Here is a 19,771-nt window from a genome sequence, read left to right as displayed (position 1 = left end):
GGGAACGTCGATGAATGACCAGCTGTTCGGTCCGGCCGCCAAGGTGACGGCCGCCCACCTCGCCAGAGATGCGTACTTGTATGTCCGGCAGAGCTCGCTGAAACAGGTTCTGAACAACACCGAGTCGACGGTGCGGCAGTACGGGCTGAAGGAGCGGGCCATCGCGCTGGGCTGGCCGGGCGACCGGATCCACGTCATCGATACCGATCAGGGCCAGTCCGGGGCCACGGCTGCGGACCGGGAGGGCTTCCAGCGGCTGGTCACCGAGGTCGGCATGGGACACGCCGGGATCGTCCTCGGCCTGGAGGTGAGCCGGCTCGCGCGCAACAGCACCGACTGGCACCGTCTGCTGGAGATCTGCGCGATGTCCGCCACGCTGATCCTGGACGAGGACGGCCTCTACGATCCCTGCGACTTCAACGACAGGTTGTTGCTGGGGCTCAAAGGGACGATGTCCGAGGCGGAGTTGCACCTGCTCAAGGCACGTCTTCGGGGTGGACAGCTGTCCAAGGCCCGGCGTGGGGAGCTGATCCAGCCGTTGCCGATCGGCCTGGTCTACGACGGCGCGGGAAAGGTCGTCCTCGACCCGGACACCGCGATCCAGGACGCGATCCGCACCGTGTTCACTCTGTTCGACGCCACCGGCTCGGCCACCGGCGTGGTCAAGGAGTTCAACAAGAACAAGCTGCTGCTGCCGCGGCGGATCCAGTCCGGCCCGGACAAGGGCAAGGTCGTCCGGGCACCGATCGCGCACTCCAGGGTGCTGCAGATCCTGCATAACCCGCGCTATGCCGGGGCCTTCGTCTATGGCCGCTACCAGCACAAACCCACAGCCAGCGGGAAGAGCGGCCCGGCTCTGCAGCCGCGCGAGCAATGGATCGCTCTGTTCCCCGACGCCCACGTCGGATACATCTCTTTCGAGAAGTACGAGGCCAACCAGGACAAGCTCACCGCGAACGCTGTCTCCTATGGCAAGGACCGCCGCCACGGACCACCGCGCGAGGGCCCGGCTCTGCTGCAGGGCATCACGATGTGCGGGATCTGCGGGCGCCGGATGACCGTGCGCTACCACCACCGCAAACACGGTCTTGAGCCGGAGTACGTCTGCCAGGCCAAGGGCATCGAATACGGCAGTCCGATCTGCCAGCGCGTGCACGGCGCCGTGGTCGACAACGCGGTCGGCCGCCTCCTGGTCGAGGCCCTGACCCCGCACGCGATCTCCGCCGCCCTCGCGGTCGCCGACGAGCTCGCCGCCCGCGCAGACGAGGCCGAACGGCTACGGGCCGCCGCCGTCGAACGCGCCCAATACCAGGTTGACTTGGCCCGCCGCCGCTACCTCGCCGTCGACCCCGACAACCGGCTCGTCGCCGGCAGCCTGGAAGCCGACTGGAACACCGCCCTGCGCGAACTCACCCAGGTCCGAGAAACGTACGAGAACGCCAAGAACAGCGGCCAAGGCGTCCTCGATGGCGCCCAGCGGGCCCGGATCACCGCCCTGGCCGCCGACTTCCCCGCCCTCTGGAGCGACGAAGACACCCCGATACGGGAACGAAAGCGCCTGGTCAGACTGCTCGTCACCGACGTCACCCTGGTCCGGGCCGAGCAGATCACCGCCCACGTCCGCCTCACTGGCGGCCAGCAGCACACCCTGGACATGCCCGTCCCCCTCGCCTCCTGGCAGATCCGGCAGACCCCGCCCGAGGTCGTCGCGCTCGTGGACGAACTCCTCGACGACCACACCGACGGCCAGATCGCGAAGATCCTCACCGACCAGGGCCACGTCTGCGGCGGCGGCCAGCCCATCTATCCAGGAACGATCAAGCACATCCGCAAGGCATACAACTTGCGCAGCCACCCCCAACGACTCGCCGACCAGGGGCTGTTCAGCCTGAACGAGATCGCCCGTCGACTCCAGATCCACACCAACACCGTCAAGAAGTGGAGAAGCCAGGGTTTGCTGACCGGCCGGGTCGCCAACGACAAGGGCGAGTACTACTACCAGCTGCCCGGCGCCGACTTCACCAGACCCCAGATCGGTCGGCCACCGGGCCCACGACCAGCACCAACCGAAACAACCACCGAATCAGCCCAAGGAGGCGCAGTATGAAGCACGAGGTTTCGCTTCCGGATCCCGGGGCCGGCACAGGTAGATGACGGGACCATCCCCGCGGGTGCGGGGAGCAGGGCGTGGCGTATCACCTGCTCGATCTGTTGGAGGGACCATCCCCGCGGGTGCGGGGAGCAGTGCCGCTCTGTCGGCGGTCACGTAATTACCCACGATCTGCATGCTCAGCGTCACGTAATTCCCCACCCCCGTGGTCACGACTCCCCACCGGGACGCTGACCATCGCGGGCCACTGATCATGCTCGAATTGGTGTAATGTTCCCCGTTTCGTGTGGTTTGAGTAGCTTCTAGCTATCTCTTGTGAATCGGTCGGGTTCCCCATGGGCATGCCGGTGCCGGGTTGGGGGCCTGGACCTCTCGGAGTCGTCGCGGTCCCTCGATCCGCGAGCCGAGAGGCCGACGGACGCACTGGATGGCAAGGAGAACGTTCCGCCGCCACAGCCGCAAGGTGGTGTGCCCGTCCACGTGGACCAAGCACCCCGCCGGCCCGATCATGGGCAGCACCGACTGCGACGAGTACGCCCCCGCGTCCACTCACGAGAGCGGCGGATTCCCCGGCGGCGTCAACCAGGTCACCGACGGCAGCAAGTGCGCCCAGCTGTACACGGACTGGGCGTTCAACGGCGTCGGTGACGGGTCGACGTCGTTCGGTCTGTTCGCCGACACCCGCACCGCGCCCAACGGCCCCACCGGCACCGAACGCTGCGGACGGGCGGCGATCGACTCCGCGCAGAACCAGGGCGCGTTCAGCAAGCTCCAGCCCAGCGTGTGGCGGCTGCTGGACGATGACGGGTTCTTCGTCGACACCCCCGGCTTCAACCACTGCTCGGGGACGGCGACCACCTGCATCTGGCGTAAGGTCTAGCACCGCCTGGCCCTCGAACAGGGCAGAAGAAGGGGGCGGACAGGTCATCACCTGTCCGCCCCCTTTCCGCGTTCCCGCACGTCAGCCGGTGAACCGCTCCCACAGGGCAGCCTCATCCGCGGCGAGCGGCGGCCCCCACACCAGCCGGCCGCCGATCAGCCCCGGCAGGTAGCCGATGGCCAGCTGCGGATTCTCCAGCTTGTCGGCCGTCTCCTCCAGCAGCACGCTCAACGTCTGGTCCCCGACAGTGCGCACGCTCGTGTCGTCCCAGTGCCCGACCAAGCCCGTCCCGGCGTCGGTGAACAGGCCGAAACTGGTGTCGGTCACCGACCACGAGCAGAACGGAATCCACGACGGCTTCCACACCACCGTCTCTTCCGCGCCGCCCCCGGCTTCTTGCTCCTGCTGGTTTGCCCAGTGCCACCGGTAGGACGCGGCCACCGTGCCCAGCGGCATCAACGCCCAGCCGTAGTCGGGCATCACACCCGCCCCCGGGGTGTCCCTGCCCCCCGCGCACAGCAGCCACAACGCCCGCAGCTCCACGGGTACACGTACCCCAAGTGCCTGCTCCAGCACGGCGATCTCATGCGCGGACGCGCCGGGCAGCAGCGCCGCACGGGTAGCGGGCGCGTGCTGCTCAAGCCAGCCGGCTATGCGCCGCCATGCCTCGGTCACCTGTCGCGCGGCGATCTGCTGCATGCGGGGATCCGGCACGCCCGCGGGGGCCTGCTCGTCGCCGGCGTCGGGGAGTGGCCCGGTCGCCTCGATGTCTCGGATCTCGATCCGGTCTACGTCCAGCAGGGGCGGACCGTAGGCGTAGCGCACGACCAGGGGTGGGCACGCATCGAAGGTGCCGCTGTCGATCGTCGCCGTGTACAGGCCGAGCCTGCCGGCGCGCTCGCCCAGGCGTGGATCGTCGGCCAGCTGCCGGGCCAGGGTCTTGACCGCGTACAGGACACCGTCGCCGAGCTCGGTGCAGCGAGCGCGTATGTGGTCGGGCAGGTCAACATTGACGGTCACTGGGAAGCATGCTCCTTGCGTAGGGCTCGGGCGTACCGCTGGGTGCGTTCGGCCGTTTCCGCCAGGGTGGGTTGCTGTGCCTCGCGGGTGATGAGCTCGAGGAGGAATTCCTGGAGGGACTGGCCGGTCTGCGCGGCGCGCACCTTGAGACGGGACATGGTTTCGTCCGGAATATTACGTATCACAATGGACGACATGATGGCATTCTGCGGCAATATAAGCGTTTGAAACTACAGCCACGCTTGCCCGCGTGCGGAAACGAAGAGGCCCTGGGGACTGTGGTCGGCCAAGCGCGGCGCGTACCGCAATCAGCCGCTCGGCGGTCCGCACGACGCGGTGGCCGACTGCAAGCTGCTGCTTTCGAGGCTCGAATAGATGGCCCAGGCCGTGCCCGCCGACCGCTGGTGATCTTCACCGACGACAAGCGAGGGCCAGAGCCGCACACGCGGCCTACTGCACGATCAGCTGCCGTGTGCCGCCTGGGGCCGGCCCCGGTGTGTCATCGCTCTCTGCAGGAGCAGCAGCCCACAGACCGGCGAGTAGCACCAGGCGCTCCACTTTGCAGCAGCCGAGCAGCCGAGCAGCACATGCAGCAGCGCACGTGACGGGCACCGTGCCGCTGGTGTAGCTCCCTGGGCCAGCGCGGTCACTCGCCACGGTGCGCGCGGGCGGCCCGCACCGATTCCTCCAGGGCGGCCATCAGGTCCACCGGCGGTGGCGTCTCCGCTGGCTCGGCCAGTTCCCGGCCGCCGGCCTTTGCCGCGACCAGTTGCTCCAGGGCGTGCGCGTACTCGTCATGGAGCTCGCGTGTCTCGATGCCGGTCAGCTCCCTGATCAAGACCTCGGCGAGCTCCAGTTCCCGGTCCGTGACCGGCGCGGAGGGGGCAAGGTCGGCCGGTTCACGCAGTTCGTCTTCCCAGAGCAGGGTCTGGAGAACGAGGACTCCGTGCCGGGGTCGCAGAAGCGCCAGGCGCTCGCGGCTCCTGATGGCGATCTTCGCCACGCCCACGCAGCCGGTACGGGCGAGCGCCTCAACGAGCAGGGCGTACGGGCGCTCGGCACCTGGGCCGACGGGCCCTGCGTAGTAGGGCTTGCCGTAGCTGATCGGGTCGATGTCCTGCCCCGGGACGAAGCCGAGTACCTCGATGACACGTTTCGTCGGGAGCGGAAGGTGCGCCAGGTCCTCTTCCGTGAGCGGCACCATGCGGCCGTCCGGCGTCGCGAAGCCGCGCCCGACTTCCTCGTACGGGATCTCCCGTCCCTCGGCCCGGCAGAAGCGCCGGTGCTCGACCCTGCTGCCGTCTGCGGTGTGGATCTCGTGCAGCCGTACAGGGTGCTCCTCGGTAGCCGCATAGAGCCGGACGGGGATCGCGACCATCCCGAACTGGATCAGGCCCGACCACGTCGCCCTCATCTCTCCAGCGTCAGCCGCCGCCGGTCGGGACGCACCTCAGCCCGGCGGTCTACGGCCGGCTGGTCCTGGCGAGGGCGCTGTCGAGGCGGGTCTGCCAGGTGCGTACGACGCCGTGGAGCGGGGTCAGGCTGTCAGCGCCTGGCCCCAGTCCCGTTCGAAGGCCGGCACCCACTGCTCGGCACGGCGGTCGGCGCGGATCCTGGCTAGCAACGCCCGGGCGCGGCTGGCGCCACTCAATGCCCGGATGAGCTCGGCTGGATATGCCGGGCGTCTACTGAGCGCGAGTGCGCCAGCCCCGTGTCGCGGTTTCTTCGAGGGCCGCACCTACAGCCGGGCAGCTCTGCCTGGGCGCAAGGTCCAGGGCACGGGCGTGGTGTTGGCCAGCCATTCGTTGGCGATCAGCCGTTGGGTGATGAAGCTTGGGTGCAGATCTTTTGAGGGTGCCTGGCACGAGCGTGACCTGCGGGTTCGTGATCCAAGCACGGTAACGCCGTGTCAGTTACGCCCGGCCGTACGGCGCCGACGCGGACCAACGGGTGCCGTGAGAGACAGACAGGCAGGTCGGCCGCGATGGGATCCGTGGCGACGATGGACCCCATCCGTACAAAACCGCAGGTGGGCCAGACCCTCAAAAGATCTGCACCCATCGGACTTCGACCGCCCACCCCTCTGGTAGCTCGCCGCAGTCGATCGCGGAGGGATGCCGACTATACTGGACTGTGCAGTCCATTTTGAGGAGGCGGGTCATGCGCGGGGAGCTGACGACGAAGGGGAAGGCGACGCGGAGCCGGATCGTCGAAGGGGCAGCGGCGGTGCTGCGGGAGAAGGGCGTCAGTTCGACGACGTTGGACGACATCATGGCGCGGACCAGCACCAGCAAGAGTCAGCTGTTCCACTACTTCCCGGCCGGCAAGGACGAACTGCTCGTCGCGGTTGCCCAGTTCGAGGCAGATCAAGTCCTGGAGGACCAGCAGCCGTACCTGGGCTGTCTGGACTCGTGGGAAGCCTGGGAGCAGTGGCGGGATGTGGTGATCAAGCGTTATGAGGCCCAGGGGGACGAGTGCCCGCTCGGGTCGCTGTTTCTTCAGATCGGGCGCTCGACCCCCGGCGCGCGGGCGATCGTGATCGAGTTGATGCGCCGCTGGCAGGAGAGCTTGGCGGTGGGCATCCGGTCGCTACAGGCCGCTGGCCGGCTTCCCGCAGCACTCGATGTCGATACCAGGGCTGCCGCGCTGCTGGCGGCGATTCAAGGGGGCGTGTCGATCCTGCTGTCGACGGGTCAATCCGCCCACCTGCGCGCCGCTCTCGACCAAGGGATCACGGACCTGCGCGCGCGCGGGCAGCGCAGTGCCGTGACCCGGCGCCAGAACGCTTGACACATCAGCCTCGCCCAGCGCGATAGCGCGTGTCAGCCGGCGATGACGGCAACGGCTGTGCGGCCGCCGTCGACGTCAAGCACGATGCCGTGAACGAAAGCCGACTCGTCACTGGCCAGGTAGACGGCGGCGTTCGCGATGGCATCGGGGGTCCCCACCCGGCCTACGGGGGTGCCCTTCATCATGACCTCGCCAGGGTGGATTTCCCCGGGGGCGGGCGTCAGCACGACGCCCGGGGAGATCGCGTTCACACGTACGCCCCGCGGCCCGAACTCTGCCGCCCAGGCCCGAGTCAGGGTTTCCACGGCTCCCTTGGTGGAGCTGTAGAGGGCGCCGATCGGAATGCCCAAGCGGGCGATCCAGGAGCCCAGGTTGATGATCGCTCCGCTACCGGCCTCCGCCATGGCGGGTGCGACGGCCGCGGTGAGGAAGAACGGGGCCTTCACGTTGACCGCGTAAACCTGGTCGAAGGTCTTCTCATCGGTGGCCGCCGTGGCGTCTCCGGGGTAGATACCCGCGTTGTTGACCAAGACGTCGATGCGGCCGCCGAGGACCCGCGTCGCCTCCCGGGCCAGTGCCTGCGAGGCGGCGGCGCTGCCGTCCAGGGCAGCCTGCACGAAGTCGGCGCGGCCACCTCGGGTGCGGATGCCGTCGACGACCTCCTTGCCGCGTCCGGCGCTGCGGCCCGAAACGGCGACGTGCGCCCCCTCGGCGGCGAACGCCTCCGCCATGGCCCGTCCGATGTTGCTGGTCGCTCCGGTCACCAGGGCAGTCTTGCCCTCAAGGCGCGTCGACATGGTCCACTCCGTTGCTTCGATCTCCGCTCCGAACCGCACGGCCGAACCACACGGCGCGTTCGACCGGTCGGGGCCCTGGAAAGCCAGGGCGCAGTGCCACTGTGCGACGCACAAATTGGACCTGCAAGTCCAAAAATCTGTGCGGCGCTGTGAAATGGTCCAGCCCCAACATCCGACCGGCGAAAACGCCCGCGACCAGCTCCGAAGTCCATCCCCGAAAGACTTCCGGCCGAGACCAGTTAGCCACTCCGGCCCTATCGGAAGACAACGATGTCAGCTCGAAGACCGGAGCGTGCAGAGCGAGACGGCGCCTCACTGTGATCAAGGTCTTTCGTCGCGGTGAGGAGGGTGGCCTTGTCGTGGGCGGCGAGGTCACGCAGGTGCTTCACGGCCGGCCGGTGATCGGCGGCCTCCAGTTCGGCGATGTATCGGTCGTGGAAGTCAGCGAACCGCTCGCGGTCGTGGTGGTACCAGTGGCGCAGGTCGGTCGACGGCGCCACATCACGGAGCCCCGCTTCGGAAATCTCTGCGATCTGCTTGCGCAACTCCGCGACCCTGGCCCGGCATTCACTCTCTCTGGCATCCAACGCGGCCATCAACGACGGCACCACACCACCCCGCCTCACGCGGTACCCGCACCCACGGCCGGCTCACCTCGCTGACGGTAGAGACCACCCCACACCGGCACACCCCGAACCCCTGCGAATCACCCCAACGAGACACCCTCACAAGATCTGCACCCTTCTGAGTTCCAGCGTCCCGACGGTGGCGGCGTCCTCGACGTGTCGGGCATGCGGGAGCGACGCAGGGACGACTGGTTGGAAAAGCGGCTACTACTTGTACCAACTGTGCGCACGATGTGGAGTGAGCACCGGCTCACAGCGGAGTGAGACCGACCGAACTGTTCTTGCTGCCACGGCCGAGCGTTGGAAGGAGATCTGGAGGCGCACAGCCTGATACGGTTGGACTTCCTCAAGATCAGGCCGTCGATGTCACCTTTGCTGGCGAAAGCGGAGGTGCGGCTTTCGTGCCACGGGTAGCGGTCGTCGAAGCCCATTCAGCTTTCCGGCTTCCGTCTCCGTGAGGCGGAGGCCGTCGCTCTCTCGGTACCAGCTACGGGCCTTACCGATCAGGCACTGCGACGGCTTGTCGGCGGAGAAGCAGTTGCCTCCCTTGGCGCGACCGTTGGCGTGGAGCGGCTGGTTGCCCCAGGTTGACCCGCTCGCCGCTTGCCCAGCCGAGCGCTCAGCGAGACGGATGGCGCCCCAGCCGCGCTCACCGGCGGCGACCGCCCCGACCAGGGCGAGCTGAGCGGAGCGCCCCCACGGTCTGTGCCACCTCGCGGCAGCAGCTGCTCCCCCTCAGCCACAGGCGGTGGTGCGATCGCCTCACGCATCCGCATCCGTGACCCGGGGGTACGGCGCCCGGCCCACGATGCCCGGCACTCCCGGTCGACCGCCCCAGCCACGGCACCCCTCCCGCGCAGCCAGCCGCCTTCACAGAATTGGGCACACGGGGCGGACGGCGGACGGCCAGCCACGTAAACCGCCCAGAGATTCCACCCGGGGCAGCCGACCACCACACAGCCGGCCGACGACGTCAGGAAACGAAAAGCCCCCGTCGTCCAGGACGGGACGACGGGGGCCAAGGGTCTGCTTGGGCTGCTACCTGCGGACCAGCGATCCGGGATCGAATTCGATCGGGAACGGCTCCTCGATGCGGGCGACGGCGCCCGCCAGGAGCGGCGGCTGGTCGGCGTACGTGCCGTTGTTCAGGCGGCCGATCAGGAGCCGCGGTGCGGGCTCCAGCTCGATGCGCCAGTAATGCTCGATGCCCGCCGCTGCGTACGGGGACGGAACTGTTCCACGTCATCGCCCAGATCATCCGCCGCCACATCGGCGCACACGGCACCGTGCCGGTCTGCATCCGCTACGACCTACACGAAAGGTCCGGAGCGAGAACGTGCACGGCGGAGGACTGCGGGCGATGTCCACCACGACGGTGTGGCGCATGATCCGCCGGGCCGCCGAAGGCCTGGCCGACACCGATCCCCGCTTGCCGAGGTGAAGTGCGCGACTTCCGCAGGTCTTCGCGACCAAACTGGTCAACAACAGGCTGCCGATCAGGCGGGTCCGTGAACTGAGGCCGGTCTATCGGGCGGCGGACCCGGTGTCGCGGACCGGCTATGATCCGGGTGAACTGGGCCAGTGCGACCTGTGGTTCCTGCCCGCGGATATCCCGCTCGGCTACAAGCTGACCACGAGGGCCGGCCGAGGTCTGGCACGAAAAAAGGCGGCCCCGCTCCCCCACCGTGCCGCTGGAGGGGCGGGGCCGCGGTACGCCGGGCGGTTACAGATCCTTGGTGAGGAGTTCGGCGAGGCGCTGCCGGTACTCGGGGTCGACGGCTTCGGCGAGCTGGTCGGCGAAGGCTTCTGGGCTGCCGAGGAGCTCGAGGTAGCGGCCGATGGCGCGGGGGCGTTCGGAGGGGAACATGTTGCGATGCACGAGCTCCATGACGCCGGGCCCGTCGTTCCACGCCATCCGCTTTGGTGCCTCCTGTGCCGGAGCTGGCCCGCGGGTCGGGTACGGACTGCTTGGTCTTGGTGTCGGTGGGGCTCGGCTGCTTTATTACGGCGTAATGATCGGCCGCGGGTGACGGTCGTTCGGTGGCCTCCGTGTCCGGCGTCCCGGTCGGTTGCTGTACCGCGGGGGTGGGGGTGGTCTGTCGGTCCTTGGCCCGGGTCTTCTTGTCGGCCTCCTCCTGCCGCTTCTTCTCCTTCAGCCGCTCGAGGTGCTGCTGCTGCTCTTCCGGCTTCTTGTTCCCCACCCGACGGAGGAGGTCGGCCGACTCCTCGCCTGCGGCCAACTTTTGCTTCAGCTCGGGGGTGAGGCCGAGGAGGGCGAGGCGCTGGGAGCCCAGCCCTGTGACCGGTGCAGCCGGGCAGCGAGAGCTTCCTGCGTACCATGCACCGTGAGCAGCTGCTTGAGGGCCTTGGCCTCGTCAAGGGGGTCCAGCTCTTGCCGGTGGATGTTGGCGACCAAGGCCGACTCAAGGAGTTCGTCGGGGTCGCTGCCGAGATCCTCGTCGAGCATCACCTTGATGTCGGTGAGTCCGGCTTCCCGGGCAGCGGCCAGGCGGGAGTTCCCGTCGATAGCAACGTACTTGGTGCCAGGCTCGAGGAGTGCCTCTTGCCCGGGGTTGGCCTCGATGTAGGCGAAGCGGGACATGATGCTGATGGCGGCCTTCTGGCCGTGGTCGCGGAGGCTGCCGGCGAGCTGGGTTAGGTCGCCCAGTTCGGAGCGTGGGTTCGCCGGGTTGAGGCTGATGACGTCCACTGGCAGCTTCAGCGGAGGCGGGGCCCCCTCGGTGGGTGCCTGCGTGGCGGCGTTGATGGCCTGCCGTCGGGAGCTGACGGTCTGAGTCTGCGCGAAGGAGGCCCCCATGCCCAGCTTGGCTGACTTGCTGCTCATGAGATCTCCCGGGCGAGGGCGCGCATAGCGACCGACTGGTTGCACCGCGGCGCGTACGCGAGCAGCGGCTGCTTCATGCGGACCGCTTCCTTCTGCTCCTTCAGGTCCCCGATGAGGCCGACAACGCGAGGATCCTTTATGCCCATCCACGCCTCGAGGGAGGAAGTGGCGATGTAGCCGCGGCGGGCGTCGTAGTGGTTGACGACGATGCCGAGGTAGTCGAGGTCGAGGCTCATATCGCTGCGGAGGTCCTCGATCTGGGAGGTCAGCAGGCCGTAGGCGTCGGCGGAGCTGTCCTCGGCCTGGACGACGACGAGGCTGGAGGAGCGGGAACTTACTGCTCGGCGGCGGGTGGAGTCGCTGCGGGAGGAAGTGGACCGGCTTCGTGCCGAGCTGGGGGATGCGGAGGCTGCCTGGCAGCGCTTCGTGATCACGAGGGAGACAGTGAGCGAGGTCCTGTCCGAGCCGCTTGAACCCGATGCCGTGGAGGCGGCCCCGGCTGCTGGGCAGACCGCGCCGGGGCGGGAAGCGGGGGCGGGCAGGGCCGGGGCGGTGCCTGGTTCGGTGGTGCCGGTGCGGCGGGAGGGACTCGAGGCGACGGTGCTGGCGCCCGACTACCAGCGGATCATGAACATCCTGGCCGACCGTGAGCGGTCCGGTGGTGGGCCGATGAACTGCCGGCAGCTCGCCGACGTTTTGGGCCTTCAGAAGCGGTTCCCGCGAAGGTCGAAGGGGTGCGGTCGAAGGCGAAGCGCCTGGTGGGGCGGGGATGGCTGGTCGAGCAGACCCCGAGCGCCTTCAGCCCGCCGGGCCAGGCGGCGGCTCATGACCATGGTCATCGACCACAACACCATCACCTCGGCCGTATCGGTCCGACTCTCGTAGTCCCGAGCCAGGCGGCGTGAGCGCATCAGCCACGCGAACGTCCGCTCCACCAGCCGCGCCTCTCCAGGCAGTCGACCCCGCGCCGCATGATCAGGTTACGGCGTCAACGCCTCAGCCCCGGGATGCTCCCTCCTTCTCTCGCAGGTGCGCCCGCGCCTCGAATTTTCGGCCTGGACGTTGCGCCGAGGAGGCCGATGAAATCTCCGCCGAAGGTCCGTTCTGCTCGGCCAGGCGGGCCCTGGATGCCGCACTGGACAGGTCCGCGGGGGCGAATTGCGCAGCAGCGCACCTGTCTGGAGTCCTCCCATGATGGCGGATCCGGCCTGCAAAACTTCCGCGCCGGATCCGTAGATCCAAGTCAGTGCTTGAAGGCGTCCTTCGTCTTCTCCTTAGCCTGACGAACATCACCTTTCGCCTTCTCGGCGCGACCCTTGCCCGTCACCCCTTCGTTACCCACCGCGCGACCCGCGGCCTCTTTTACCTTGCCCTTGGCCTGTTCGACTTTCGCCTTGGCCTTCTCGTCCTTGGCCACAGCACTCACATCCCGCTCACTCAAAACTCGATTGATAACTTCTAGCTCACCCAAGAATGATTCATTAAACACAACCACCCGAAACCCACCTGGTGACTTTGTAGAGATGTTTGTAGCAGGCATGAGTTGCGGCCAGTCCGAAAGGGCCAGAATGCTGATGCTGGCCACGTAGCCGATGACCAAGCAGGACACGGGGTGGATGCGCTCGCGCTGACTCAGGGCGAGTCCTGGTTTGCCGCGAATACAGCTGGGGAGCGGTGAAGAGAGAGGGGGCGCTCCCCTTACCGGAGGAAATCATGATCATCCTCGGAGTCATTCTGCTCATCATCGGCCTCTTGGCAGGCATAGGTATTCTCTGGACCATCGGGATCATCCTGGTCGCGATCGGGGTTCTGCTGTGGATTCTGGGAGCGGTAGGGCACGCGGTCGGCGGACGACGGCACTACTGGTAACGGCGCGTCCATTGCGTTCGGCGTTCGGCGTTGCATGGACAACCGATGCCCTCCCCGCGCGGCGTCGGTTGTCAGCTGACTCGACTCTTGGGTCCTGCCCACGAGTGGACCGGCGATGATGCAACAGGCCCGCAGTTTTGCTCACCTCTTCCGGCCCCGGGATCGCCATAGTCGGCCCTTTCGCGTGGCACCGAGCCACTGCGCAAGGGGGCAGGGCCGTCACGCTGCTTCAGGCCGCCTTCCCCCGATGGCCGCGGTTGCGTACTCGCCGTCACTCTCCGAGTCCTCGGCCCGTGCTGCTTCTTCCTCTTCCATTGCTTCGCTGGCCGGACACAGCCTCGGCCAGCAGCCGGGCCTCTTCATCCCGGAGCATTCCGGCGTCGTACACCAAGGGCGCCATATCACCGGGAGCGCCGGTGACCGGTCCAGTCCAGTCGTTCCAGGTGTGCAGAGCGGTCAGTTCCGCACCGCGCAGTGAGGCTTCGTTGAAGGCGAATCCGACCGCTGTGGCCCCGGCGGGGGAGCCATCGACACCGAGCAGCACCTCTCCGGCAGGACTCGGCCTGCCGCGTACGACCAGGACAGGGCATTGGGCGTGTGCCGCCAGATGCACGGCCACGGAGCCCAGCAGCAGTCCGGTGAAGCCGCCAAGGCCCCGGCTGCCGACGACGACCAGCGCCGCGGTGCGCGACTGGCCAGTCAGCACCGTCAGCGGCTCGCCGACGACGGCGGCATGGGCGGCCGCCACCTCCGGTGCGGCGGCGTGCGCCCGCCGCACCGCGTCGGCGACGACGCGGTCCGCGAGGCTGTGCAGCCCGCCCTCGGCGAGAGCCGACTGCGGTAGGCCAAGCTGCGGGTGCATGGCCGGCCAGGTGAACGCGTGGACGATGCGCAATCCGCAGCCGCGCAGCAGCGCTTCGCGGGCCGCGAGGTCAACCGCGGCCAGGCTCGACGGCGAGCCGTCCACGCCCACCACGACCGGCGCGCTCATCGTCAGCCCCCCGTCGGCGAGCGCATCGCAGGCAGCCCGGATGCGAACCTCTCCGGGCAGCGACAGGCCGCCGTCATGGAAACCCCGCCACCGCCAGTGCGGCGCACTGGCGGCACGAGCGATCCAGCCAGCCACGCGAACGGCCATCGGATGTGGACCACGGATGGGACCTCCTCCATCGTCCGGCTCGCCGGGCCTTCGCCCCTTCGGGGTAGGCCCGGAGGGACCGAACGGCGCGGCCTTCACCAGCATCGTCGGCGCATTCCTGGGTGGCCTTACTGCTCCCGTACCCAATCCTGCGGCGGGCGTACGCACACCCCCGTGGGCGAGCCAGCGCAGCCGGAGCCCGGTGCGGTTGTCGCGCGCGGAGTCGACGATCATGGCGTACAGAGTGCGGGGCAACAGTTCGGACACAGGTACTTGCGGCCCGCCGGTACTCCCGTTGTCGTACGCGCCGGGCCAGGCCGCGACGCGTGCCTGATCCGTCCCTCGGCGGAAGCGCGCTGGGGGCCTGCCGCGCCCGGCCAGGGGCTCCTACCCCCTACGACGGTGTTGAGCGTCAGGCGCAGGCGAGCCGGTCGGCCGCCGACCAGTCGATGCGCACCCGTGGCGGATCTGCTCGGCGATGCTGGCGACCTGATCGGCGTGCGGCTGGCGCTGCATGAAGTGGCGCAGCGCCCGGTTCACTTGGTCGCGGAGTTCCGCGTCGGTCATTGCGTCGGCGTTCTCCTGCAGTTCGTCCAGCTTCTATCCGGCGCGGGCCGCGGCGCAGTGCCGCGCCGTCGAGCGGGCCCTCGGCGAATCCGTTCCGGACGCGCAGGCCGTCCTCGATGAGCGTCACGCGGCCACCGCTTGATCGTTCGTCGTCTTCACAAACCACGATGATCACCGGTGGCCGCGCCTGCGGACCAGCCCGCCTGAGATGGCGAGCGAACCTCGCCCGCCCACTCCCAACAGGGATCAGCTCATCCAAGGCGCGACACCCGACCAGCAAGATCACGATCTACGGCTGGAGAACTCTAGATCGCCTCGTCTGCACGGAAAAAGCCCGCTTTTTCGGAACGGGTAAAATTACTTTAAAAGTATGAAGTAGTCGCCTGAGGCACGTTACACCAGTACAGCTCCGCTCGTTCGGCAGGACTTTCTTTTCTCAGGGGTACGCGGCTGTCCCGTATCGGCGGCCAAGGGAGCATCGTCTAGCCATTCACGCACCCGCACCAGTCAGGAGGGGCATGCAATGGATCTATGGCTGATCTGGTTGATCATCGCAGCGGTGTTGGCTGTAGCGGAAATCTTCACTCTCACTGCTGCGCTCGGAATGCTGGGTGGGGCCGCGTTGGTCACGGCGGCATTCGCCGCGGTCGGACTTCCGCTGCCCTTGCAATTCTTGGTGTTCACCATCGTCGCCACGGTCAGCGTGCTGTTCGTGCGCCCCATTGCCTTGCGCCACGTGCTCCATCCCCCGGTGCAGCGATTCGGCATAGACGCACTGGTCGGCAGGGCTGCCTATGTCGTCTCGGAGGTGACGGACCTGGGCGGCAGGGTCCGCATCGGCGGCGAGGAATGGACGGCCCGCTCCTATGACGAGACGCTGGTGATTCCTCCCGGAACCACCGTCGATGTCATAGAGATCAGCGGCACCACCGCACTCGTCTATCCCCGGGAGTGAACCATGGAAGCCTCGGCGTTCCTCATCGCTGGACTGATCGTCGCGCTTTTCGCAGTCTTCACCGTTTTGCGGGCGGTACGCATCGTGCCCCAAGCACGCGCTCGCAATGTCGAACGACTCGGCCGCTACCACCGCACACTGCAACCCGGCCTCAACGTCGTCATCCCCTACATCGACCGTGTCCATCCGGTGATCGACCTGCGGGAACAGGTCGTCTCCTTCAAACCACAACCGGTCATCACCGAGGACAATCTGGTCGTCGAAATCGACACCGTCCTGTACTTCCAGGTCACCGACCCACGAGCGGCCGCCTATGAGATCGCGAACTTCCTCCAGGCAGTCGAGCAGCTCACCGTCACCACCTTGCGCAACGTCGTTGGATCCATGGACCTGGAAAGGACTCTCACCTCACGCGACACCATCAACAACCAGCTCCGTGGCGTGCTGGACGAGGCCACTGGCAAGTGGGGGCTGAGGGTCAACCGAGTGGAGATCAAGGCCATCGACCCCCCGCAGTCCATCAAAGACGCGATGCAGAAGCAGATGCGGGCCGAGCGGGACAAACGGGCCGCGATTCTCGGGGCCGAAGGACAACGCCAATCGCAGATCCTCACCGCTGAAGGCGACAAGCAGTCTGCTGTCCTTCGCGCGGAGGGCAACCGTACCGCTGCGATCCTCCAGGCCGAGGGCCAGTCCCGGGCCATCGACGAGGTGTTCCAGGCCGTGCACCGCAACGACCCCGACCCCCAGCTGCTCGCCTACCAGTACCTCCAGATGCTGCCGCAACTCGCGCAAGGCTCAGGCAGCACATTCTGGGTGATCCCCAGCGAGGTCACCTCCGCACTCCAGGGTGTGTCCCGCGCTTTCAGCGAGGTGCTCCCCCAGTCACCGGCCACCCGCGAGAAATCCTCAGACGACAGGGCTGCCCAGGCCGCCAACGACGCGGCGCAGGCCGCAGAGGCCGCCGCCGAGGCCGTCGCCGACGCAGCCAAGGCCGATGGCGTCACCTCCGGCGCCCTCCCGGCCCACCCCCTCCCTGACGGTGGATGAGAACCACCGGACATCGAGAAGCAACCGGCCGCCGTCGGGCATGACGCCAAGACCGTCGGCTCCTGCGGCTGTCCACCCGGATTCTCTGGCACCCGCACTGGTCCACGCTGGGTCGTTCGCCGACGGCCCGTGGGGAATTGCGTCGCCAGGCGCGTGCGCTGGAGATCGGCCCGGCATAAATGGGTCGGACTTGTGAGCGGCTCTCCAGCAAAACCGTACGCGCGCATCACCCTTGTTCTGCCGGACGAGCAGACCGTCGAGGTACGGCTGTACGAGAGGCGACAGACCACCGGAGCGTCCCCGTGGCGCTACCGATAGGGGTGCCTGCCTGGGTGGCGACGGTGGGCGCGGTGGGCGCGGTGGAGGCGGGGTGCCCAGCCGCCGACCATGGCCAGTCCGGCAGGCAGCAAGGCGAGGGAGAAGATCGCAAGTCCGATCCACTGCCAGGTCATCGTCGTGTGGCTCCTGTTGTCAGAGGTGGTCAGCGGAAGGGCCGCCGTGTGGGCGTGGCCCGCTGCCGTCGAATCAGCCGCGCAGGCTGGGGCCGGCAGCCCTCATGACGAGCCCGGTGGTCAGCAGGGCCAGGCCAACGACGAGGTCGGGCAGGCCCGGGGCCGGGCAAGACTTGCTACGCCGCCCCGGCCAGCGTGAGAGTTACCCCGGAGGCTGCCAGGACGATCCCGGGTCCGTCTGGCCGACATGCTGCGCTCCTTGATTGGGGGTCTGAGGTCAGTGATGGTGTGTGCCCTGGCTGACCAGAAAGGCGGTGAGTGCCCCGGTGAGTACAGCCCAGGCCAGCGCTGCCCAACCGGCGTGGCTCCAGCCGATCCCGGCGGTGGCCAGGGCAACTGTGAGACCCGCGGAGCCCGGCCGTCGGTGAGACACATTGGCTGCGTGCACTGCCCGGGTGCCGGATCTCGCCGATCGCGGTCCGGATAACCAGGGCGGCGATGATGATCACGTGCGCCAGTACCAAGGTTTCGGCGGTGGTCATCAGCCGGGCTGTCCGTTCTGACGGCTGGTGGACGCGCTGCCGCCCGGGTCGCTCTGCTGGTAGATGTCGGCGATGCCGTCGGCGTCCTCATCGAGGTTCTCCTCCTCGTACAGGCGCCGGTAGACGGCGTTCCTGCGGTGCAGGAGCAGGGCGGCCAGCGTGGCGGCCATCAGGGAGCCAATGAGGACGGCGGCCTTGACGTGCTCGCCGACGTCTCCCGTGGGGAAGGCGAGTTCGCCGATGAGCAGGGCGACGGTGAAACCGATTCCGGCCAGCGTGGCCAGGCCGAAGACGTCTACCCAGGCCAGATCCGGGTTCAGTTGGGCGCGGGTGAAACGGGCGGCCAGGTAGGTGCCGGCGAAGATGCCGAGGATCTTGCCGATCACCAGGCCGAGGACCACGCCGAGGGGTTCGGGGCTGGTGAACACCTTGCCCAGCGCGTCGCCGGAAACGCTGGCCCCCGCGGCGAACAGGGCGCACAGCGGTACCGCGACGCCGGCGGAGAAGGGGTGCAGCAGGTGCCGGTGCGCGCGCCGGGCGATGCCTTCTCGCCCTCGTCACGGGTGGTGCGCAGGATCAGGCCCATGGCGACGCCGGCGACGGTGGCGTGGACACCGCCGTTGTACATCAGGGCCCAGATCGCCAGGCAGAGCGGCAGGTACCACCACCAGCCCCGCACCCGCAGCCGCTGCAGGACGTAGAAGAGGACGAGTCCGGCGAACGCCCCGGCCAGCGCCACGGGGTTGAGGTCGGAGGTGAAGAAGATGGCGATGATAAGGATGGCGCCGAGGTCGTCGACGACCGCGAGGGTGAGCAGGAAGGCCCGCAGGGCGGTCGGCAGATGGGTGGAGATGACGGCCAGGGCCGCGAGGGCGAAGGCGATGTCGGTGGCCATCGGTACCGCCCAGCCGTCCATACCGCCGCCGGCTAAGCGGCGGCCGAATTCGGCAAAACGCGCGGGGTCGTGGCTGTACCACTTGCGCAGCTCTGTGGACGGTACGACCTGCTTGCACCACTCGTCGAGGTGAGCCTGGTCCTTGGTCAGTCCTCGTGGCCAGATTCGGTCGACCAGCACTCTGGCGCCGTCGCCCTGCGCCGGATCATAGACCCGGCGGACCTGCACCGTAGTCTTCCGAGCCATTGATGGGCCTCCTTGTGCCCGCCGGTAGCTCCCGATGTAGGAGACAGCGGTCAGCAGGGACAGCGCCTGCTGCGGGTTGGCCACCACCCGCGGGTCGACCGCGACCACCTGCTTGGGCACCCGCCGGCGGTTCCGCTCCCGGGGTCTGCCCAACTCGCCCTGCTCGATGGCGTAGTGCAGGGCATGCACCAGCACCTTGCGCTTGCGGCGCACCGTCTCAGGTGCCGCCGCGCTCCCGTCACCCTTGCGACGCAGCGCGGCCAACGTCCGCCGCGCCGCCGGGCGTCAATCCGACGCGGTTGAGAGCGTCGTGCAGTGCACCGTGTCCGCGGCGGTGTTCGGCCCGCAGCGTCAGATCCGCGGGCGTCGTCACCGGGCCGTCCGCGCACAGCAGCGCGTCGGTGAGCTCGAACAGTCTGTCGCCGCGTGCCCGCGTCGTCGGCCGGTCGCACCACGACGCCGTGGCGCTCCGGACCTGACGCCGTGGCCTGCGCGCTATGGGCGGCGCACCCTGGAGGGGAGGGGGCGTGGACCGATCAGGTGAGGTTACTCATGAGTACTCTCGAAGAGCAGATCGATATCAGCGTTCCCACCCAGGTGGCCTGGGACCGCCTGCACCGGGTCGAGGAGTACGCGCGGTTCGTCGGAGGTGTGCGGCAGGCCCGGGCGGAAGGCGGGCAACGGGCGCGTTTCGATGTCGAGGCCGGCGGCCGGGCGCAGCGGTTCGATGCCGAGATCACCGACCGTGACCGCGGCCGCGTGATGGCGTGGCGGACCACGAACGGGCCGCGACTGGCGGGCACATTCTCGGTGCTGCCGATCGACGCGGAGCACTCCCGCATCCAGGTCCGGCTGGAGTACGACCCCGGCGCCGTCACGGAGACCTTCGGCGGGCCGAAGGGATTCGCGCAGGCCACCGCGATCGAACGCCTCGTACGGCAGGACCTGGAGCAGTTCAAGAACCTCGTGGAGCGCGAGCACTGACCGCG

19 protein-coding genes and 3 pseudogenes are annotated in these 19,771 nt (G+C 68.1%); 9 read left to right on the top strand and 13 right to left on the bottom strand.

Features of this window, described 5'->3' with window-relative positions:
• Positions 1-10: 10 nt before the first annotated feature.
• A complete protein-coding gene (locus ACWDO5_RS02945; RefSeq protein ID WP_450527845.1) occupies positions 11-2,107 on the top strand; it encodes a recombinase family protein in 2,097 nt (698 codons plus the stop codon).
• A gap of 430 nt (positions 2,108-2,537) precedes the next feature.
• Entirely contained in the window at positions 2,538-2,990 is a 453-nt protein-coding gene (locus ACWDO5_RS02940; protein WP_450527844.1) for a hypothetical protein, read from the top strand.
• A gap of 81 nt (positions 2,991-3,071) precedes the next feature.
• Here ACWDO5_RS02940 and ACWDO5_RS02935 read toward each other — a convergent pair whose 3' ends face one another.
• From ACWDO5_RS02935 to ku, 3 genes are all read right to left on the bottom strand, one after another.
• Positions 3,072-4,010, bottom strand: a complete 939-nt coding sequence (locus ACWDO5_RS02935) for an SMI1/KNR4 family protein (RefSeq protein WP_450527842.1) — start codon at positions 4,008-4,010, stop codon at positions 3,072-3,074.
• On the bottom strand, positions 4,007-4,207 hold the full coding sequence (locus tag ACWDO5_RS02930) for a FitA-like ribbon-helix-helix domain-containing protein (protein ID WP_450527840.1): 201 nt from the start codon (positions 4,205-4,207) through the stop codon (positions 4,007-4,009). Before ACWDO5_RS02930 ends, ACWDO5_RS02935 begins: the two co-directional genes overlap by 4 nt.
• 449 nt (positions 4,208-4,656) lie before the next feature.
• A complete protein-coding gene (gene ku, locus ACWDO5_RS02925; RefSeq protein ID WP_450527839.1) occupies positions 4,657-5,424 on the bottom strand; it encodes a non-homologous end joining protein Ku in 768 nt (255 codons plus the stop codon).
• 746 nt (positions 5,425-6,170) lie between these two features.
• Here ku and ACWDO5_RS02920 point away from each other — a divergent pair.
• Positions 6,171-6,800 (top strand): TetR/AcrR family transcriptional regulator, encoded by a 630-nt coding sequence (locus ACWDO5_RS02920; protein ID WP_450527837.1) that lies wholly within the window; start codon positions 6,171-6,173, stop codon positions 6,798-6,800.
• 32 nt (positions 6,801-6,832) lie between these two features.
• Here ACWDO5_RS02920 and ACWDO5_RS02915 read toward each other — a convergent pair whose 3' ends face one another.
• The 5 genes and pseudogenes from ACWDO5_RS02915 to ACWDO5_RS02895 form a co-directional block, all read right to left on the bottom strand.
• Positions 6,833-7,597 (bottom strand): SDR family NAD(P)-dependent oxidoreductase, encoded by a 765-nt coding sequence (locus ACWDO5_RS02915; RefSeq protein WP_450527836.1) that lies wholly within the window; start codon positions 7,595-7,597, stop codon positions 6,833-6,835.
• Positions 7,598-7,851: 254 nt separating this feature from the next.
• Positions 7,852-8,193: a DUF488 domain-containing protein gene (locus ACWDO5_RS02910; protein ID WP_450527835.1), complete on the bottom strand. Its 342-nt coding sequence runs from the start codon at positions 8,191-8,193 to the stop codon at positions 7,852-7,854.
• A gap of 1,753 nt (positions 8,194-9,946) precedes the next feature.
• Positions 9,947-10,138: a hypothetical protein gene (locus tag ACWDO5_RS02905; protein ID WP_450527833.1), complete on the bottom strand. Its 192-nt coding sequence runs from the start codon at positions 10,136-10,138 to the stop codon at positions 9,947-9,949.
• Between the two features lie 333 nt (positions 10,139-10,471).
• The gene (locus tag ACWDO5_RS02900) at positions 10,472-11,068 is read right to left on the bottom strand and encodes a ParB/RepB/Spo0J family partition protein (RefSeq protein WP_450527832.1); all 597 of its coding nucleotides are present in this window, start codon (positions 11,066-11,068) and stop codon (positions 10,472-10,474) included.
• Positions 11,065-11,394: pseudogene (locus tag ACWDO5_RS02895) on the bottom strand (ParA family protein); the annotation flags it as partial. The gene ACWDO5_RS02900 and the pseudogene ACWDO5_RS02895, both read right to left, overlap by 4 nt.
• 46 nt (positions 11,395-11,440) lie before the next feature.
• On the opposite strand from ACWDO5_RS02895, the gene ACWDO5_RS02890 reads away from it, so the two are divergent.
• Entirely contained in the window at positions 11,441-11,953 is a 513-nt protein-coding gene (locus ACWDO5_RS02890) for a hypothetical protein (RefSeq protein ID WP_450527830.1), read from the top strand.
• Positions 11,954-12,311: 358 nt separating this feature from the next.
• On the opposite strand, the gene ACWDO5_RS02885 is transcribed toward ACWDO5_RS02890, so the two are convergent.
• On the bottom strand, positions 12,312-12,485 hold the full coding sequence (locus ACWDO5_RS02885; RefSeq protein ID WP_450527954.1) for a CsbD family protein: 174 nt from the start codon (positions 12,483-12,485) through the stop codon (positions 12,312-12,314).
• A gap of 296 nt (positions 12,486-12,781) precedes the next feature.
• Here ACWDO5_RS02885 and ACWDO5_RS02880 point away from each other — a divergent pair, with 296 nt between their 5' ends.
• Positions 12,782-12,937, top strand: coding sequence for a DUF6131 family protein (locus ACWDO5_RS02880; protein ID WP_328400485.1), 156 nt, complete (start codon positions 12,782-12,784; stop codon positions 12,935-12,937).
• Positions 12,938-13,208: 271 nt separating this feature from the next.
• Here ACWDO5_RS02880 and ACWDO5_RS02875 read toward each other — a convergent pair whose 3' ends face one another.
• Positions 13,209-14,063, bottom strand: coding sequence for a universal stress protein (locus ACWDO5_RS02875; protein ID WP_450527827.1), 855 nt, complete (start codon positions 14,061-14,063; stop codon positions 13,209-13,211).
• Positions 14,064-14,589: 526 nt separating this feature from the next.
• On the opposite strand from ACWDO5_RS02875, the gene ACWDO5_RS02870 reads away from it, so the two are divergent.
• The 3 genes from ACWDO5_RS02870 to ACWDO5_RS02860 all read left to right on the top strand — a co-directional run bounded on the left by ACWDO5_RS02870 (position 14,590) and on the right by ACWDO5_RS02860 (position 16,647).
• Entirely contained in the window at positions 14,590-14,784 is a 195-nt protein-coding gene (locus ACWDO5_RS02870) for a hypothetical protein (RefSeq protein ID WP_450527826.1), read from the top strand.
• Positions 14,785-15,165: 381 nt separating this feature from the next.
• Positions 15,166-15,597, top strand: coding sequence for an NfeD family protein (locus tag ACWDO5_RS02865; protein WP_450527824.1), 432 nt, complete (start codon positions 15,166-15,168; stop codon positions 15,595-15,597).
• A gap of 3 nt (positions 15,598-15,600) precedes the next feature.
• Entirely contained in the window at positions 15,601-16,647 is a 1,047-nt protein-coding gene (locus ACWDO5_RS02860; protein WP_450527823.1) for an SPFH domain-containing protein, read from the top strand.
• Between the two features lie 308 nt (positions 16,648-16,955).
• On the opposite strand, the gene ACWDO5_RS02855 is transcribed toward ACWDO5_RS02860, so the two are convergent.
• The 3 genes and pseudogenes from ACWDO5_RS02855 to ACWDO5_RS02845 form a co-directional block, all read right to left on the bottom strand.
• Positions 16,956-17,099 carry a hypothetical protein gene (locus tag ACWDO5_RS02855; RefSeq protein WP_450527822.1) on the bottom strand — a complete coding sequence of 48 codons (144 nt, stop codon included), beginning with the start codon at positions 17,097-17,099 and terminating at the stop codon, positions 16,956-16,958.
• Between the two features lie 580 nt (positions 17,100-17,679).
• Positions 17,680-18,566, bottom strand: a pseudogene (locus ACWDO5_RS02850) (Na+/H+ antiporter NhaA); the annotation flags it as partial.
• 18 nt (positions 18,567-18,584) lie between these two features.
• Positions 18,585-18,782 (bottom strand): annotated as a pseudogene (locus tag ACWDO5_RS02845) (DUF488 domain-containing protein); the annotation flags it as partial.
• Between the two features lie 552 nt (positions 18,783-19,334).
• On the opposite strand from ACWDO5_RS02845, the gene ACWDO5_RS02840 reads away from it, so the two are divergent.
• Entirely contained in the window at positions 19,335-19,766 is a 432-nt protein-coding gene (locus tag ACWDO5_RS02840; RefSeq protein ID WP_450527821.1) for an SRPBCC family protein, read from the top strand.
• The last annotated feature ends 5 nt before the right edge of the window (positions 19,767-19,771 follow it).

It is taken from the genome of Streptomyces sp. NPDC000880, from assembly GCF_053599675.1.
This window is presented reverse-complemented; position numbering and strand designations above follow the sequence as displayed.

Excerpts from the sequence above, each read along its gene's own strand:
- ACWDO5_RS02945 (WP_450527845.1), top strand. The coding sequence starts at position 11 with ATGAATGACCAGCTGTTCGGTCCGGCCGCCAAGGTGACGGCCGCCCAC.
- ACWDO5_RS02940 (WP_450527844.1), top strand. The coding sequence starts at position 2,538 with ATGGCAAGGAGAACGTTCCGCCGCCACAGCCGCAAGGTGGTGTGCCCG.
- ACWDO5_RS02930 (WP_450527840.1), bottom strand. The coding sequence starts at position 4,207 with ATGTCGTCCATTGTGATACGTAATATTCCGGACGAAACCATGTCCCGT.
- ku (WP_450527839.1), bottom strand. The coding sequence starts at position 5,424 with ATGAGGGCGACGTGGTCGGGCCTGATCCAGTTCGGGATGGTCGCGATC.
- ACWDO5_RS02920 (WP_450527837.1), top strand. The coding sequence starts at position 6,171 with ATGCGCGGGGAGCTGACGACGAAGGGGAAGGCGACGCGGAGCCGGATC.
- ACWDO5_RS02915 (WP_450527836.1), bottom strand. The coding sequence starts at position 7,597 with ATGTCGACGCGCCTTGAGGGCAAGACTGCCCTGGTGACCGGAGCGACC.
- ACWDO5_RS02910 (WP_450527835.1), bottom strand. The coding sequence starts at position 8,193 with ATGGCCGCGTTGGATGCCAGAGAGAGTGAATGCCGGGCCAGGGTCGCG.
- ACWDO5_RS02905 (WP_450527833.1), bottom strand. The coding sequence starts at position 10,138 with ATGGCGTGGAACGACGGGCCCGGCGTCATGGAGCTCGTGCATCGCAAC.
- ACWDO5_RS02900 (WP_450527832.1), bottom strand. The coding sequence starts at position 11,068 with ATGAGCAGCAAGTCAGCCAAGCTGGGCATGGGGGCCTCCTTCGCGCAG.
- ACWDO5_RS02880 (WP_328400485.1), top strand. The coding sequence starts at position 12,782 with ATGATCATCCTCGGAGTCATTCTGCTCATCATCGGCCTCTTGGCAGGC.
- ACWDO5_RS02870 (WP_450527826.1), top strand. The coding sequence starts at position 14,590 with ATGAAGTGGCGCAGCGCCCGGTTCACTTGGTCGCGGAGTTCCGCGTCG.
- ACWDO5_RS02865 (WP_450527824.1), top strand. The coding sequence starts at position 15,166 with ATGGATCTATGGCTGATCTGGTTGATCATCGCAGCGGTGTTGGCTGTA.
- ACWDO5_RS02860 (WP_450527823.1), top strand. The coding sequence starts at position 15,601 with ATGGAAGCCTCGGCGTTCCTCATCGCTGGACTGATCGTCGCGCTTTTC.
- ACWDO5_RS02855 (WP_450527822.1), bottom strand. The coding sequence starts at position 17,099 with ATGACCTGGCAGTGGATCGGACTTGCGATCTTCTCCCTCGCCTTGCTG.
- ACWDO5_RS02840 (WP_450527821.1), top strand. The coding sequence starts at position 19,335 with ATGAGTACTCTCGAAGAGCAGATCGATATCAGCGTTCCCACCCAGGTG.